Origin of the sequence: Pseudomonas sp. BW7P1, from assembly GCF_024981055.1 — a bacterium.
Classification (GTDB): Bacteria; Pseudomonadota; Gammaproteobacteria; order Pseudomonadales; family Pseudomonadaceae; genus Aquipseudomonas; species Aquipseudomonas bananamidigenes.
On the sequence record NZ_CP103374.1, the window covers coordinates 1,519,981 to 1,535,597 of the forward strand.

The following is a 15,617-nucleotide window of genomic DNA, read 5'->3' on the forward strand; positions in this document are numbered from 1 at the left end:
AACCTCGGTGTCTTGTGACGTCGCTCGCCTGTTTGGAAGTCGACGGACGGGCGCTTGAAACGCGCCTCTGATCAAAAAGTGCGCAATTCTAGCGATGAGCAACGCACTTGACCAGCTTTATGCAGGGAAATACGACGAGTGCTGCGCTATGCTTCGCGCCGTTGGGCTTTACCAATTTTTTACAGTCAACAAAACGTCTGTAACAACAGGTAAAACAGCGCATGCTGCACCACAAAGCATAGTGCTTCGTTCAAAGAAGCCGGTTCGAGAATCAGGAGTGTTGGATGGGTCAGGCAAGTAGTCAGGCGGCGGGCGCCGAGCATTCGGCTGCAAAACCGCTGAGCATGCTGGTCGCGGCAGTCGGGGTAGTTTACGGCGACATCGGCACGAGCCCGTTGTACACCCTCAAAGAAGTATTCACCGGCGGTTACGGCGTGCCGGTCAATCACGACGGAGTGCTGGGCATCCTGTCGCTGATTTTCTGGTCGCTGATCTGGGTCGTGTCGATCAAGTACATGATGTTCGTGTTGCGGGCGGACAACCAGGGTGAAGGCGGGATCATGGCGCTCACCGCACTGGCGCGACGGGCGGCGGGGGAGCGCAGGAAGCTGCGGTCGTTGCTGGTGGTCTGCGGCCTGATCGGTGCGGCGTTGTTCTACGGCGACAGCATGATCACTCCGGCGGTGTCCGTGCTGTCTGCAATCGAAGGTCTGGGGCTGGCATTCGAAGGCATCGACCATTGGGTCGTACCGCTGTCGCTGGTGGTGCTGGTCGGGCTGTTTCTGGTCCAGAAACACGGCACGGCAAGGATCGGCATCCTCTTCGGGCCGATCATGGTCATCTGGTTTCTGGTGCTCGGCGCCCTTGGCGTGTATGGCATCAGCCACTCCCCGGAAGTGCTCAAGGCGCTGAACCCGGTCTGGGCCGTGCGCTTTTTCATGGTGCACGCCGGCATGGGCGTGGCGATCCTGGGCGCCGTGGTGCTGGCGCTGACCGGTGCCGAAGCGTTGTACGCCGACATGGGCCATTTCGGCCGCAAGCCGATTGCCCGGGCATGGTTTCTGCTGGTGCTGCCGGCACTGGTGCTCAACTATTTCGGTCAGGGCGCGTTGCTGCTGGACAACCCGGATGCGGCGCGCAACCCGTTCTATCTGCTGGCACCGGGCTGGGCGCTGATCCCTTTGGTCGGTCTGTCGACCCTGGCCACGGTGATCGCCTCGCAGGCGGTGATTTCCGGTGCGTTCTCCCTGACCCGTCAGGCCATCCAGCTCGGTTACATTCCGCGCATGTACATTCAGCACACCTCCAGCGATGAGCAGGGGCAGATTTACATCGGTGCGGTGAACTGGACGCTGATGGTCGGCGTCGTGTTGCTGGTGCTCGGTTTCGAGTCGTCCAGTGCTCTGGCGGCGGCTTACGGTGTGGCCGTGACCGGCACCATGCTGATGACCACGATTCTGGTGTCGGCGGTCATGTTGCTGCTGTGGAAGTGGCCGCCCGTGCTGGCCGTGCCCGTGCTGATCGGCTTCCTGCTGGTGGACGGTCTGTACTTCGCCGCCAACGTGCCGAAGATCGTTCAGGGTGGTGCGTTCCCGGTGATCGCCGGTATCGCCCTGTTCATCCTGATGACCACCTGGAAACGCGGCAAGCAGCTGCTGGTCGAGCGCCTGGACGAAGGCGCGCTGCCGCTGCCGATCTTCATCAGCAGTATCCGCGTCCAGCCGCCGCACCGGGTGCAGGGCACCGCGGTGTTCCTCACTGCCCGTTCCGACGCCGTCCCGCATGCGCTGTTGCACAACCTGCTGCACAACCAGGTATTGCACGAGCAGGTTGTGCTGCTGACCGTGGTTTACGAAGACATCCCGCGTGTGCCGCCATCCCGGCGATTTGAAGTCGAGGCCCACGGAGAAGGCTTCTTCCGGGTGATCCTGCACTTCGGCTTCACCGACGAGCCGGACGTGCCGCAGGCATTGAAACTGTGTCATCTGGAAGACCTCGACTTCAGCCCGATGCGCACCACCTACTTCCTCAGCCGCGAAACGGTGATCGCCTCGAAACTCGAAGGCATGGCCCGCTGGCGTGAAGCGCTGTTCGCGTTCATGTTGAAGAATGCCAACGGCAATCTGCGGTTCTTCAATCTGCCGCTGAACCGGGTCATCGAGTTGGGGACGCAGGTGGAGATGTAGGTTCTGCCTTGAATGAAAAGCCCTCGTCAGCCTTTTGGCTGGCGGGGGCTTTTTCGTTTCTGTGCATTTATCAGAGTCCAGTGAAGGTCCCTGTGGGAGCGGGCTTGCCCGCGAATGCGGTGTATCAGTTTACAAATCAGTTGCCTGACCCACCGCCATCGCGGGCAAGCCCGGCTCCCACAAGGATCTCTGGCGTCTGCCAGAACGAAAAAGCCCCCGCAACCGTAAGATTGCGGGGGCTTTTGTTGGAGGGCCTCAGATCACTCTGCCGGCTGGTCCTTGGTCTGCCGCTTCTCGATCAGATCCACCAGACGTTTGGCCAGCGCCGGATAGTTTTCGTCGAAGTGGTGGCCGCCAGGCAGCTTCACCGCTTCGCCCACTGCCGTCTTGTCGGTGCAGCCGCTTTCATCCGTTTCTTCTTCGCCGTAGATGCACACGACCTTGGCCGGCGGCAGTTTGGCCATTTCCGGGCCGGTGGCGGCTTCCTTGCCGGCGTTGCCGAGCCAGCCTTCGACTTCGATTTCGAAGCTGCCGGTGCGGGCGAAGGCCAGCAGGATGATTGCGTCGACGCGTTGCTGTTCGGTCTCTGGCAGGCGGTTGTAGATCGCCGGCAGGACGTCGGCGCCGAACGAGTAACCGGTGAGGATGAAGCGTTTGGTGCCCCATTTCTGACGGTAGTGCTGCATCAGTTCGGTCAGGTCCAGCGCGCTCTGTTCCGGGCTCTTGTGCTGCCAGTAGTAACGCAGGGTGTCGATGCCGACCACCGGGTAGCCGATCTTGGCCATTTCACCGGCCACGTCGCGGTCGAGATCTCGCCAGCCGCCGTCGCCGGACAGGAACAGGGTCACGGTGTCCTTGGCCTGGCCGGCCGGGACTTCCACCACCGGGATCTGCAGGCCGCCGTTGGCCTTGTCGCCACCGACGAGGAGCTTGCGCAGTTCGTTGTTCAGCACTTGCGGCAGGTTGATGTCGTAGTCGCTGATGCTGGTTTCGGCGTTCGGCTGGTCGCGCACGAAACCGGCGCTGGTGTCGTCCGGGTTGTCGTTCCAGGCCACCAGCCAGTGACCGTGGGCGGCGGATTTCGGCAGCAGGTGGGTGCAGCCGCCTTTTTCCAGGGCCAGATCGACCGACACGGCCTGGGCCTTGTCGTCCTTCTGTTCGGACAGCCAGCGCCAGGCCAGCACCGCGCCAGGGCCGATGCCGCTGACCAGGGTCGCCGGGCCGTTCAGTTCGCGCAGGCCGGTTTGCAATGCGCGGCTCTGCAGCAGGCAGTCCTTGGGCAGAATCACTTGAACGATCTGCGCCGAGGCGCTGCGGCTCAGGGTGGTCAACTGATTGTCGGAGAGCTTCTTGTCGTCCTCGACCGCCACCAGCACCTGAGCCTTGGGCTTGGTGCCGGGGATGACCCGAGTCATCACGGTGCCATCCGCCGGTTTCAGCTGTTCGAGGGTCGGTTCCGGTGCCGGGCGTTTGAGGTACCAGTAACCGCCGCCGGCAATCAGGGCCAACACGATCAGTGCGGCCAGGATGTACTTCAGGGAGCGTTGAATCATCAGCGTTTCACCAATCCAGTCAAGCCGCCCGCGATCAGGGCAGCAGTATCGGCCAGTGCCACCAGCGGATCGAGTCCGGCGGGCACTGCCATATAACGGGGTTCCCAGTCAGGCTGGAACTTGTCTTTGAAGCGGCGCAAGCCTTGGAAGTTGTACAGCTGCTCACCACGGCGGAAAACCATCGAGCCCAGACGCTGGGTCAGCGGTGCACCACGACGGGGTTGCAACCCCGACAGCGGCACCATGCCCAGGCTGAAGCGCGCGTATCCGTGACTCTTATAGTGTTGAATCAGACCGACCATCAAAAACTCCATGGTCAGCTTGGGGGCGTCCGGGTGCGAGCGCATCAGGTCGAGGCTGGCCAGGTCGTGGCTGTAAGTCTCGAGCAGGTTGGCGAACGCCACCGGGCGGCCTTCGAAGCGAATGACCGCGATGCGGAAATGCTTCAGGTAATCGTCGCTGAAACGGCCCAGGGAGAAGCCTTTTTCGCGCACATTCTTGCCGGTCAGCCAGGCATCGGAAATCACCTTGAGCTCATCCATTGGCGCCTGGCCCGGCTCGAAGATTTCCAGCGACAGGCCGTCGCGGCTGCCACGGTTCCAGGTGTAGCGCAGGTCTTTCATCTCCTTGCCCTTGGCCTCCAGGTCAAAGCGATGCAGGTCGACCCGGGCCTCCTCACCCAGCTTGATCGCGGTCAGGCCGATGTCCATGTAGTACGGCAGATTCTCCGCGCGTACCTGGTAAAACACCGGACGGGCGTGGTGGATGTCGCACAGGTCGCGGAACTGCCAGATCATTTCCGCCCGCTGCTGGCCGGGACCGATCGGGTCGTACAGCGCCACCAGACTGCGACCGCGACGGGCGTACATCAGGAAGGCTTGATCGTTGGGGTGGAACAACAGCGCCTTGTCACCGGTCAGGGCCAGGCCGCCGTCGGGTTGCGAAGACGCCATCAGGATTTTCGAGGCGCGCTCCAGCTCTTCCGGGGACGGCAGATGAATCACCGGGCGGGCGGTGCGCAGCAGCCAGGTCAGGGCGATCACCAGCAACAGTACTGCAGCGCCGAGCAGCGAGCGCAGACCGCGCGGGGCATCGGCGTCGAGGGTGAACTGCCACCACAGTTGATGGCTGTACGGCACGTCCTGGTAGGCGAAGAGCAACAGCCAGGTCGATGCGCCGAGTACGCACAGGCTCGCCACCAGATACAGCGGCGAGAACGGCACTTCGGTCAGACGGCTGGGGCGATAGAACGAACGACGGAATACCCCCAACAAAGCCGCAGTGAGGGTCATCAGGGTCGCTTCTTCCCAGTCGAACCCCTTGAGCAGCGAGAGCAGGGCGCCCACCAGCAACAGAATGGTGGTCAGCATCCACGCGGCCGACAACCGCCGGCGCAGGCCTTGGGCAAGCATCAGGCAAAGTACGCCGATCAGACTGGCGCCGAAGTGCGAGGCATCGACCAGACGATGGGGAATCAGATAGGCAATGTGTTCCAGGCGCGTGTCGATTTCAGGTGTCGCGCCGGAGAACAGCAGCACCACGCCGGACAGGAACACCAGGACCGCGAGGATCGGTGCCGCGAGGCCGGAAGCGGCACGCATGGTCTGGGTCTGGAACAGACGCTGACCTTCGTTGATCAGCAGCAGTACGCAGGCCACCAGCAACGGCAGTACCACGTAGATCATGCGATAGAGCAGAAGCGCGGCGGCCAGTGGCGCCGCACCGAGTTTGTCGGCGAAGGCGGCCAGCAGGATGGCTTCGAAAACCCCGACACCTCCCGGTACGTGGCTGAGCACGCCAGCAGCCAGGGCCAGCAGGTACACCAGCAGGAATGCGCCGAAAGGTGGCGCTTCCGGCAGCAGCATATACAGCACGGTGGCGGCAGCGGCGACGTCGAGGGCGGTAATCACCAGTTGCAGGAATGTCAGGCGGCGGCCCGGCAGGCGCAGGGTGCGGCGGCCGACCTTGACCAGCAGGTTGTCGCGGTAAGGTTGTTCCGGCAGGCGCCGACGGTAGATGCCCATGGCCAGAATCGCGCCCAGCAGCAGGACGGCAGAGGCAATCGCGGCGAGCAGCCCTTCGGACAGACCCAGAGCCTGAGAGGCGGCCGGCAGGTTGCTCAAGGTGGCCAGCGCGGCCAGCGGTGGCAGTGCGCAGCCCAGCGACAGGCTGGCGAACAGGGTCATGTGGGCGACTTCCGACGCGCCCAGACCAAGACGTGCATATAAGCGGTAACGCACCGATCCACCGGACAGCATCGACAGACCGATGGCATTGCCGATCGCGAAAGCCGTGAAACCGCCGAGCGCCAGTGTGCGCGGCGGGATGGTCACGCCGGCATAGCGGCTGGCCGACCATTCGTAGCCCAGCAGAATGATGAAACCGGCCACGGTTGCGCCGAAAGCGCCAAGCAGGGCAGGTTTCGGCACATCGAGGATCGAGTCGTGCAGGGCGTAGAGATCGAGTTCGCTGAGCAGATGTCGACAGGCAATCAGCGCGATGGCGAACAGCAGCAAGGTGACCGCCAGGCCGATCGGTTGACGGTATTTGCTGATTCGATCCAGCAGGCGCATGCGCTCGGGCTTGATCGATGGATTCACGGTGAGGGTGTCTTGTGGATCAGACGAGTTGGCGCGCATCAATCACCTCTTGGATTGTGCGCGACAGGATGGGGGTATCCAGCCAAGTTACCAATCCCTGTAGAAAAAAATAATCACAAAATACTACGCCTCTCGTCGGGTATCGGCGAGGGCAGGTCTCGGATTGCAGACCTCTTGCCTGCGACTCAAGCATAGTCGCAACGTGGCGGGTCTGATGATCCTGAACGGTTCACTGCACGATGACAGATCATTGTTGCGAAAGGACTTTTTCCACAGATACAAAAAAGGCCACTCTTTCGAGCAGCCTTTTTTGATGTTTGGTTGCGGGAGCCGGATTTGAACCGACGACCTTCGGGTTATGAGCCCGACGAGCTACCAGACTGCTCCATCCCGCGTCTGTGTGGCGGCATTCTACAGGCGAACGGCGAGGTGTCAACCGATAATCCCGGGAGTGGTCAAATAAGTGTGAATTCGCGGCAAACGGTCGCAGGGGCAGCGCTAAGTTTCGGAATCGGAACGATTTCCGTAGAGTGCAAGTGGATCCGAAAAAACAGACGCGCACAAAAAAGGCCAATCTTTCGATTGGCCTTTTTCGATATCTGGTTGCGGGAGCCGGATTTGAACCGACGACCTTCGGGTTATGAGCCCGACGAGCTACCAGGCTGCTCCATCCCGCGTCTGATGAGGCGGCATTCTACAGAGAATCGCCGGGGTGTCAACCTTGAATCCGGATAAAATCTGTTCTGGTTCAAGTGGTTAGCTCTTTTACCAGGATGCCGTCGAGGCCGCAGCTCAGGTGGGGCGCGGCTTTCAGCTCTATCGGGTGGTTATTCTCGATTGAGAAAATAAATTCACAGACAATTTCCTACAGCTGGAAAAGAACCTTCATACCACTGGTGCTATATACAGGTGTCAGTGAGATACTGCCCCTCCGGCTTGCCATGTTTTCCTTTCTGCCATGACTCAGCGAAAAATCATCCACATCGACTGTGACTGTTTCTACGCCGCCATCGAGATGCGTGACGACCCGCGCCTGGCCGGCAAACCGCTGGCGGTGGGTGGTTCGGCGGAGCGGCGCGGGGTGATCGCCACCTGCAACTATGAGGCGAGGGCTTACGGGGTACGCTCGGCGATGTCTTCCGGGCATGCCTTGAAACTGTGCCCGGACCTGACCATCGTCAAGCCGCGAATGGATGCCTACCGCGAGGCTTCGAAAGAAATCCATACCATCTTTCGCGATTACACCGACCTGATCGAGCCGCTTTCACTGGACGAAGCCTATCTGGACGTCTCGGACAGCGCGCATTTCGCAGGCAGCGCTACGCGAATCGCCCAGGACATCCGGCGCCGGGTTTCCAACCAATTGCATATCACCGTCTCGGCCGGCGTAGCGCCGAACAAGTTTCTGGCCAAGATCGCCAGCGACTGGAAAAAACCCAATGGCCTGTTTGTCATTACCCCGGATCAGGTCGAGGACTTCGTCAGTGGACTGCCGGTGAGCAAGTTGCACGGTGTCGGCAAGGTCACTGCGGACAAGCTGGGCAAGCTCGGTATCAGCGACTGTCTGCAACTGCGCGAGTGGGAAAAGCTGGCGCTGGTTCGCGAGTTCGGCAGTTTTGGCGAGCGACTGTGGAGCCTGGCCCGTGGGATCGATGAGCGTCAGGTGCATAACGACAGTCGCCGTCAGTCGATCAGTGTCGAAAACACTTACGACGTTGATTTGCCGGATCTGCGCAGTTGCCTGGACAAGCTTCCTGAGCTTCTGGAGACCCTGAAAACCCGCATGGCGCGGATCGACAGCAGCTATCGGCCAGGTAAACCGTTCGTCAAAGTGAAATTTCATGATTTCACTCAGACCACGCTGGAACAGGCCGGCGCCGGGCGGGATCTGGGCAGTTATCAGTTGATGCTGACGCAGGCGTTCAATCGTGGCGGCAAACCGGTGCGGCTGCTCGGGGTAGGGGTGCGGCTGGAGGACTTGCGCGGCGGCTTCGAGCAGATGGAGTTGTTCGAGCGGTAACCCATGTAAAAAAGCCCGAAACAGGTTCGGGCTTTTCCAGTCAGCGTTGTCAGTTCGGACCGGGATCCGCCACCAGCCGCCCGGCATCCTTGGTCAGCGACTTGAGAAACTCCGCCTGCAATTCCGGATCGTTACGGGTCAGTTCGATCAGGCTTTGCTCCAGCTCACTGGCTTCTTCTTCCAGACCCAGTTCCGACAGACGCTTGACCCGATGCACCCACTCGCTCACTTCGTCGTCTTCCAGATCATCGTAGATCAGGCCGTGGGCTTCCAGCAGCTTGCCGCGCAGATGGCTGCTGATGGTCAGGGACGAGTCGGAATGCACGTCATCCTTGGCGTCCTCGACACTGATCGTCAATTTGCCCACGTGATTCAGATCGTTGTCGGCAAACGGGCTGTCCAGCAGGTTCAGGCGCAACACACCATTACGATCGGTGGTCATGTCAAAGGTCTGCTTGCCGGCCTTGACCTGCACCGGGCGCTCGCTCCACGGCAGGCTCGAATACTCCATGCGCTTGTCGCGCTGGACTTCATCGATGCCGGCCAGGTTCTGCTGCGCACGGCCGTGAGACGGCACGTTCATGAACGGGTTGATTCCGGCGAATCCGTAGCTCAGCCAGTCCTTGGTCACGCTGTCCGGCAGATTGCCGAGGGCGAACACGTTGACCACGTTGGCGCCGACGCCGGCCACAATGGCCACCGCGCCGAGCGGGATCTCGTAGATTTCCCGCCAGGGCTGGTAGGGCGTGTAACGGTCATAGCGACGGGTCACTTCGTATTCAGTGACTTCGAAGGTTTTCTGCTCGTTGATCTTCACGCGGCGTTGCGGCAGCTCGAGCACCTTGGGCTCACCGACATCGATCTGCAGGCTGTGGTCGAGCAGTTTTCGCTCGACCCGCTCTTCGTGCTCGCTGCGCTGTGACATGTGGTTGGCACAGCCGCTGACCAGCAGGGTGCCGCACAAGGCGGCACCACCGAGGCCCAGGGTGTTTCGCTTGAACATGAGGTCTCTATCTGGTTTCAGCGGCGGATACGGGCCTGCAGGAAGGACAGTACGTCGGCAACCGGCAGCGATTGCGCCTGGCCTTCGGTACGGCTCTTGTATTCCAGGTTGCCTTCGGCAAGGCCGCGGTCGCTGACCACGATCCGGTGTGGAATGCCGATCAGCTCCATGTCCGCGAACTTGATGCCCGGGCTGGTTTTCTTGTCGCGATCGTCCAGCAGCACTTCGAAGCCGGCTGCGGTCAGTTCTGCGTACAGCTTGTCGGTGGCTTCGCGTACCTGCTCGGTTTCATAGCGCAGCGGTACCAGGGCGATCTGGAATGGTGCCAGGGCGTCGCTCCAGATGATGCCGTTTTCGTCATTGTTCTGCTCGATGGCTGCCGCCACCACGCGGGATACACCAATGCCGTAGCAACCCATTTCCAGGGTAACCGGCTTGCCGTTCTCGCCCAGCACTTCGCACTTCATCGCCTTGCTGTATTTGTTGCCCAGCTGGAAGATGTGCCCGACTTCGATGCCGCGCTTGATTTCCAGGGTGCCCTTGCCGTCCGGGCTCGGGTCACCGGCCACGACGTTGCGTAGGTCGGCCACGGTCGGAACCGGCAGGTCACGCTCCCAGTTCACACCGAAATAGTGCTTGTCGTCGATGTTGGCACCGACACCGAAATCGCTCATCAGCGCCACGGAGCGGTCGATGATGATCGGCAGCGGCAGGTTCAGCGGACCGAGGGAACCGGCACCGGCGCCGATGGCGTCACGCAGTTCGGCATCGGAAGCCATCACCAGCGGGCTGGCGACGCCAGGCTGATTGGCTGCCTTGATTTCGTTCAGCTCGTGGTCGCCGCGGATGATCAGGGCGATCAGCTTGCCTTCTTCCTCGGCGTGCACGATCAGGGTCTTGACGGTCTTTTCGATCGGCAGACCGAATTTTTCCACGAGCGCGGCGATGGTCTTGGTATCCGGAGTGTCAACCAGGCGCAGTTCTTCGGTCGGCGCGGCGCGGGATGTTTCACGGGGTACGGCTTCGGCCTTTTCGATGTTCGCGGCGTAGTCGGAGCCGTTGCTGAAGACGATATCGTCTTCGCCGGACTCGGCCAGCACGTGGAATTCGTGGGAGCCGGCACCGCCGATGGAGCCGTTGTCCGCTTCGACCGGACGGAACTTCAGGCCCAGGCGGGTGAACACGTTGCAGTAAGCCTCGTGCATGCGGTCATAGGTGACCTGCAGCGACGCGAGGTCGGCGTGGAACGAGTAGGCGTCCTTCATGATGAATTCACGGCCGCGCATCAGGCCGAAGCGCGGGCGGATTTCGTCACGGAACTTGGTCTGGATCTGGTACAGGTTGATCGGCAGCTGCTTGTAGCTGCTCAACTCGTTGCGCATCAGATCGGTGATCACTTCTTCGTGGGTCGGGCCCGCGCAGAAGTCGCGACCGTGACGGTCTTTGATGCGCAGCAGTTCAGGACCGTATTCTTCCCAGCGCCCCGACTCCTGCCACAGCTCGGCCGGCTGGGTACCCGGCATCAACACTTCCAGAGAGCCGGCGGCGTTCATCTCTTCGCGAACGATGGCTTCCACCTTGCGCATTACCCGCAGGCCCATCGGCAGCCAGGTGTACAGGCCCGAGGCGAGTTTGCGGATCATGCCGGCGCGCAGCATCAGCTGATGGCTGATGACGACCGCGTCGGAAGGCGTTTCTTTTTGTGTGGCGAGCAAAAATTGACTGGTGCGCATGGTTGGCCGTTGTCGGTTGCTATGACTGGAAATGACGGAGCAGTGTACCGGCGAGAGCTGCCGACGTACAGAAGTGCGGTCCCGGCGCAAACCCTTCCGCCGGGTGCGAGATGTCTTACGATTCTTCGGCGACCGGCGTCGACACGGGTTCCGGGGTCGGGGTCGGGCCTTCGCGGCGGCTTTCCTGGAACCAGTGCAGGGCGATCAGCACCAGGGTCGGCACGCCGAGTGCCGCCGTGATCATGAAGAAATTGTGATAGCCGAACTTCTCCACCATGACGCCGGAGTAGCCGCCGATCAGGCGTGGCAGCAGCAGCATGATCGAGCTGAGCAGGGCGTACTGGGTGGCGGAGAACTTCAGGTTGGTCAGGCTCGACAGGTAGGCGACGAACGCCGAGGTGGCCATGCCCGAGCTGAAGTTGTCGAGGGAGATGGTCACCACCAGCATCTGCAGGTTCGGGCCCATGTCAGTCAACATCACGAACAGCAGGTTGGTGGCTGCCGAGGCGGCGCCGCCGATGAACAGGATCGGCAGGATGCCGAAACGCACGATCAGCAAGCCGCCCATACCGGCGCCCACCAGCGTCATGATCAGACCGAAAATCTTGCTGACACTGGCGATCTGATCCTTGGTGAAGCCCTGATCGATATAGAACACGTTGGCCATCACGCCCATCACCGTGTCCGACATGCGGTAGGTGGCGATCAGGCCGAGCAGCAGCAAAGCCTGCCAGCGGTAGCGCAGGATGAAGTCGTTGACCGGTGTCAGCACCGGCGCCAGACCGCGGCGCCCCATGGTCGACAGGCACAGGCCGGTCAGCAGGGTGTAGAGGATGGCGCGCAGGAAGGCCCGGTCTTCCAGCAGCAGGTCGAGCGGGGTCATGGTGCCGAACAGCACACTGGCAAAGTCAGTGTTGTAGAGCTGGGTAAACATGGCGGGTACGGAGACCAGCAGGATGATCAGCACGAACACCGACATCAGCTGATGCATGAAGCTGTAGCGTCCGGCCTGCAACTGGGTGCGCAGCGGTACCGGTGGCTCGCGCATCAGCAGCGTGGTGATCAGGGCGGGAACCATCAATACGCCGAACAGCACGTAGGTGCCGGTCCACGCGGAATGCTGATAGTTGAACCCGGTGGAACCGAATCCTTCTGCAAAGAACAATGCACCGGCCGTCGCCAACAGGGCGGCGACCCGGTAACCGGACATATAGCTGGCGGCCAGCGCGGCCTGACGGCTGTCTTCGGCGATTTCCAGGCGATAGGCGTCGACGGCGATGTCCTGGGTGGCGGAGGCGAAGGCGACGATCACGGCAATGGCGATCAGCCAGGACAGGTGTTTCTGCGGGTCGCAGAAGCCCATGCCGACCAGGCCGAGGATCACCAGCGACTGCGCGAGCACCAGCCACGAACGGCGTCGCCCCAGCTTGCCCAGCAACGGCAGGCGCCATTGATCGAGCAGGGGCGACCAGACCCATTTGAAGGCGTAGGCCAGGCCGATCAGGCTGGCATAGCCGATCGTCTCGCGGGCTACACCGGCTTCACGCAGCCAGACCGAAAGTGTCGAGAACACCAGCATGTACGGCAGGCCGGCGGCGAAACCCAGCAACAACAGCACGAGCGTCGAAGGACTGGCATAGGCGGCGAGCGCGGCGCGCCAGGTTTTACGGGGCATGGGCTGAAGTCTGCCTCAAGATTTCGAAAACAAAGCGCGCACTCTAACCGCTGTGCTCTACCGGACGCCAGCCATGGCGCCGAATATCCACACGATTGTTCAGGATCGTAACGCCCTCCATACGCAATCGCGCCCGCTGCTCATCGCCCGAAGGGCTGCCCGCCGGCAGGCTGATCCGACCGCCGGCACCGAGCACGCGGTGCCAGGGCAGCTTCGTGTCGCCGGGCAACTGACTGAGCGTACGGCCGACCCAGCGGGCGGCGCGCCCCAACCCGGCCAGTTCGGCCAACTGACCATAGCTGACGACCTTGCCTTCGGGCACTTGGGCAAGGGTCGAATAGAGTGCCGTGCGTCGGATTTGCGGGTCGTTTTCGCAGGCGGGTATCGGGTCTGTCACGGGCGCGGTTCCTGAACAAGATCGATTCATCGGTCAAAGCGTAATCCGTGACCGGGCAATTGAGAAATGAACTCAATAGAAATAGCCGGGTCACTCCTTGTCAGAGGATTATTCCTACGGATAATGCCGACCTTTTTTTCGCAAACCCGAGCCCCCGATTCGCTTATGTTGTCCAGAACCCTGCTGTGCCTTGCTGTCTTCAGTGCGTCCACGCCCTTGCTTGCCGATACCGTCTGGTTAAAGAACGGTGACAGGCTGAGCGGCAAAATCACCCTGTTCGACGGCGGCAAACTGTTGGTCCAGACCCAGTACGCCGGCGCGGTCACCATTGACTGGAAACAGGTCAAGACACTTGAAAGTGATCAGGAGCTACTGGTCAAGCAGGACGCCTACAGCGGCGAGAAGGCCAAGTCGCTGACCGCCGCCGAAGACGGCAAGGTCACCCTGGCCAACGGTGAAGCGCCGAAAACCGTCGAGCTGGCGAGTATCCAGCAGATTCTCAAACCCAAGCCTGTGGTCGAGGATCTGGTGTGGAAGGGCAACGTCGACCTGGCCCTGGATTATCAGCGTGCCGAAAAAGACACCAATGACTACGATGTCGGCTTCAAGACCTCGGCGCGCCATGGACGCTGGCGTCATACGGCCGAGGGCGAGTACAACCGCGAAGTCCAGGATGAGGTGGTAACCACCAACAACTGGCGTGCCGAGTACGCGCTGGACCGCTTCCTGACCGACAAGTGGTTCTGGCAGGGGCGGTTGAACTACAAGCGTGATTACGTCGAAGAGCTGTCGCGTCAGCGGGTGGTCGGTACCGGTCCGGGCTATCAGTTCTGGGACGACGAACTGGGCGCGTTCTCGCTCGGCTCGCTGCTCAACCGGACGGATTACGAGTACAGCGACGGCGGCAAGGACAACTTCTATTCCGTCGCCATGAAGTGGGACTACAACCGTTACCTGATCGGCAAGAAAGTACAGTTCTTCACCACCGGCGAGCTCGGCAAGCCGCTGTCGGACGTTGCCAACTACGCCCTGGATTCGGAAGTGGGCCTGCGCTACAAAGTGACGGACTGGGCCTCGCTCAATCTCAAGGCCGAGCGGGACATCATCAGCGGCACCAAGGATGCGGATCTGAACAAGACCCGCTACACCGCCGGGTTCGGCGTGGCCTGGTAACGCTGTTCAATAAAAATCGCAGCCTTCGACGGGCTGCGATTTTTTTTGCCTGCACAAAACAGACGTCCATAAAAAAGCCCCGCTTTTGAGGGCGGGGCTTTTCAGCAAAGAAGCTGCAAGTTAGATAACTTGTACTTCTTCAGCTTGCATGCCCTTCTGACCGCGGGTAGCGATGAAAGAAACCTGCTGGCCTTCTTTCAGGCTTTTGAAGCCGTCGGACTGGATGGCTTTGAAGTGAACGAACAGGTCGTCACCGGATTGTGGAGTGATGAAGCCGAAGCCTTTTTCATCGTTGAACCACTTGACGGTACCGGTTTGGCGATTAGACATGGTGTAACTCCTTGAACAAAGATAACTGCGACTCAGGAAGAACCCTGGCCGAGACTGAGTGCAAAGAGCAGGAAAAATTCTTGTAGATGGTTGGATCGAAATTCAACATATCGTGGAGAGATTCTCAGTGACACAAGCAGCACAGTGGCGCCACCTTAACCCTTTTTCCGGAACGTGCCAATGCTTCTTGCGAAGGTTTCTCCGTTTTAAGGATCGGCGGTGTGACGGTTCGTCGCCAGGCCGCGAAATTCCTGCATGTTCGGCGAGATTTGCACCACGGACTTTGAACCCGGCGGCGCGCCCGGTAAGATGCCGGACCAGATTTTTCCACCTCGCTATTCAGGACACCCCGCCATGAGCATCAAATCGGACAAGTGGATTCGCCGCATGGCGCAGGAACACGGCATGATCGAGCCGTTCGTCGAGCGCCAGATACGCGGCAGCGACGATAGCCGGGTGATCTCCTACGGCGTGTCGAGCTACGGCTACGATGTGCGTTGCACCAACCATTTCAAGGTGTTCACCAACATCAATTCGGCCATCGTCGACCCCAAGAATTTCGACGCCGGCAGCTTCGTCGATGTCCACAGCGACGTCTGCATCATTCCTCCGAACTCCTTCGCCCTGGCCACGACCGTTGAATACTTCCGGATTCCACGCAATGTGCTGACCATCTGCCTGGGTAAAAGCACCTACGCCCGTTGCGGCATCATCGTCAACGTCACCCCGCTCGAACCCGAGTGGGAAGGCCAGGTGACTCTGGAGTTCTCCAACACCACCAACCTGCCGGCGAAGATCTACGCCAACGAAGGCGTGGCGCAGATGCTGTTCCTGGAGTCCGACGAGGAATGCGAAGTCTCCTACAAGGACCGTGCCGGCAAGTACCAGGGCCAACGTGGCGTGACCCTGCCACGCACTTGAGCCGTCCATCCGGCGGTCGGCGGGAA

General features: G+C 60.8%; 11 protein-coding genes and 2 tRNA genes. 4 read left to right on the top strand and 9 right to left on the bottom strand.

Features of this window, described 5'->3' with window-relative positions; all coding sequences use genetic code 11:
• The first annotated feature begins 344 nt into the window (after nucleotides 1-344).
• Nucleotides 345-2,186, top strand: a complete 1,842-nt coding sequence (locus NWV16_RS06810) for a potassium transporter Kup (RefSeq protein ID WP_409519374.1) — start codon at nucleotides 345-347, stop codon at nucleotides 2,184-2,186.
• Nucleotides 2,187-2,446: 260 nt separating this feature from the next.
• On the opposite strand, the gene NWV16_RS06815 is transcribed toward NWV16_RS06810, so the two are convergent.
• The 4 genes from NWV16_RS06815 to NWV16_RS06830 all read right to left on the bottom strand — a co-directional run bounded on the left by NWV16_RS06815 (nucleotide 2,447) and on the right by NWV16_RS06830 (nucleotide 7,016).
• A complete protein-coding gene (locus tag NWV16_RS06815; protein ID WP_260522449.1) occupies nucleotides 2,447-3,739 on the bottom strand; it encodes a virulence factor family protein in 1,293 nt (430 codons plus the stop codon).
• Nucleotides 3,739-6,378: a bifunctional lysylphosphatidylglycerol flippase/synthetase MprF gene (gene mprF / locus NWV16_RS06820; RefSeq protein WP_260522450.1), complete on the bottom strand. Its 2,640-nt coding sequence runs from the start codon at nucleotides 6,376-6,378 to the stop codon at nucleotides 3,739-3,741. Before mprF ends, NWV16_RS06815 begins: the two co-directional genes overlap by 1 nt.
• Before the next feature lie 279 nt (nucleotides 6,379-6,657).
• Nucleotides 6,658-6,734: transfer RNA gene (locus NWV16_RS06825), tRNA-Met, on the bottom strand.
• Nucleotides 6,735-6,939: 205 nt separating this feature from the next.
• A tRNA-Met gene (locus NWV16_RS06830) sits at nucleotides 6,940-7,016 on the bottom strand.
• 281 nt (nucleotides 7,017-7,297) lie between these two features.
• Here NWV16_RS06830 and dinB point away from each other — a divergent pair.
• Nucleotides 7,298-8,359, top strand: coding sequence for a DNA polymerase IV (gene dinB, locus NWV16_RS06835; RefSeq protein ID WP_260522451.1), 1,062 nt, complete (start codon nucleotides 7,298-7,300; stop codon nucleotides 8,357-8,359).
• 49 nt (nucleotides 8,360-8,408) lie between these two features.
• On the opposite strand, the gene NWV16_RS06840 is transcribed toward dinB, so the two are convergent.
• The 4 genes from NWV16_RS06840 to NWV16_RS06855 form a co-directional block, all read right to left on the bottom strand.
• Nucleotides 8,409-9,362 (bottom strand): hypothetical protein, encoded by a 954-nt coding sequence (locus NWV16_RS06840; RefSeq protein ID WP_260522452.1) that lies wholly within the window; start codon nucleotides 9,360-9,362, stop codon nucleotides 8,409-8,411.
• A gap of 17 nt (nucleotides 9,363-9,379) precedes the next feature.
• A complete protein-coding gene (locus NWV16_RS06845; protein WP_260522453.1) occupies nucleotides 9,380-11,095 on the bottom strand; it encodes a proline--tRNA ligase in 1,716 nt (571 codons plus the stop codon).
• Nucleotides 11,096-11,210: 115 nt separating this feature from the next.
• Complete coding sequence (locus NWV16_RS06850) at nucleotides 11,211-12,770, bottom strand: AmpG family muropeptide MFS transporter (RefSeq protein WP_260522454.1); 1,560 nt, start codon at nucleotides 12,768-12,770, stop codon at nucleotides 11,211-11,213.
• A 43-nt stretch (nucleotides 12,771-12,813) separates the two neighbouring features.
• Entirely contained in the window at nucleotides 12,814-13,197 is a 384-nt protein-coding gene (locus NWV16_RS06855) for an MGMT family protein (protein WP_260522455.1), read from the bottom strand.
• A gap of 135 nt (nucleotides 13,198-13,332) precedes the next feature.
• Between NWV16_RS06855 and NWV16_RS06860 the strand changes: the two genes are divergently transcribed.
• Nucleotides 13,333-14,340, top strand: a complete 1,008-nt coding sequence (locus tag NWV16_RS06860; protein WP_065259268.1) for a DUF481 domain-containing protein — start codon at nucleotides 13,333-13,335, stop codon at nucleotides 14,338-14,340.
• A gap of 120 nt (nucleotides 14,341-14,460) precedes the next feature.
• Here NWV16_RS06860 and NWV16_RS06865 read toward each other — a convergent pair whose 3' ends face one another.
• Nucleotides 14,461-14,670, bottom strand: a complete 210-nt coding sequence (locus NWV16_RS06865; protein ID WP_002554837.1) for a cold-shock protein — start codon at nucleotides 14,668-14,670, stop codon at nucleotides 14,461-14,463.
• 354 nt (nucleotides 14,671-15,024) lie between these two features.
• Here NWV16_RS06865 and dcd point away from each other — a divergent pair, with 354 nt between their 5' ends.
• Nucleotides 15,025-15,591 (top strand): dCTP deaminase, encoded by a 567-nt coding sequence (dcd, locus tag NWV16_RS06870; RefSeq protein ID WP_065259269.1) that lies wholly within the window; start codon nucleotides 15,025-15,027, stop codon nucleotides 15,589-15,591.
• Nucleotides 15,592-15,617: the final 26 nt, after the last annotated feature.

Coding starts and splice junctions, on each gene's coding strand:
- NWV16_RS06810 (WP_409519374.1), top strand. CDS start 345: ATGCTGGTCGCGGCAGTCGGGGTAGTTTACGGCGACATCGGCACGAGC.
- NWV16_RS06815 (WP_260522449.1), bottom strand. CDS start 3,739: ATGATTCAACGCTCCCTGAAGTACATCCTGGCCGCACTGATCGTGTTG.
- mprF (WP_260522450.1), bottom strand. CDS start 6,378: ATGCGCGCCAACTCGTCTGATCCACAAGACACCCTCACCGTGAATCCA.
- dinB (WP_260522451.1), top strand. CDS start 7,298: ATGACTCAGCGAAAAATCATCCACATCGACTGTGACTGTTTCTACGCC.
- NWV16_RS06840 (WP_260522452.1), bottom strand. CDS start 9,362: ATGTTCAAGCGAAACACCCTGGGCCTCGGTGGTGCCGCCTTGTGCGGC.
- NWV16_RS06845 (WP_260522453.1), bottom strand. CDS start 11,095: ATGCGCACCAGTCAATTTTTGCTCGCCACACAAAAAGAAACGCCTTCC.
- NWV16_RS06850 (WP_260522454.1), bottom strand. CDS start 12,770: ATGCCCCGTAAAACCTGGCGCGCCGCGCTCGCCGCCTATGCCAGTCCT.
- NWV16_RS06855 (WP_260522455.1), bottom strand. CDS start 13,197: ATGAATCGATCTTGTTCAGGAACCGCGCCCGTGACAGACCCGATACCC.
- NWV16_RS06860 (WP_065259268.1), top strand. CDS start 13,333: ATGTTGTCCAGAACCCTGCTGTGCCTTGCTGTCTTCAGTGCGTCCACG.
- NWV16_RS06865 (WP_002554837.1), bottom strand. CDS start 14,670: ATGTCTAATCGCCAAACCGGTACCGTCAAGTGGTTCAACGATGAAAAA.
- dcd (WP_065259269.1), top strand. CDS start 15,025: ATGAGCATCAAATCGGACAAGTGGATTCGCCGCATGGCGCAGGAACAC.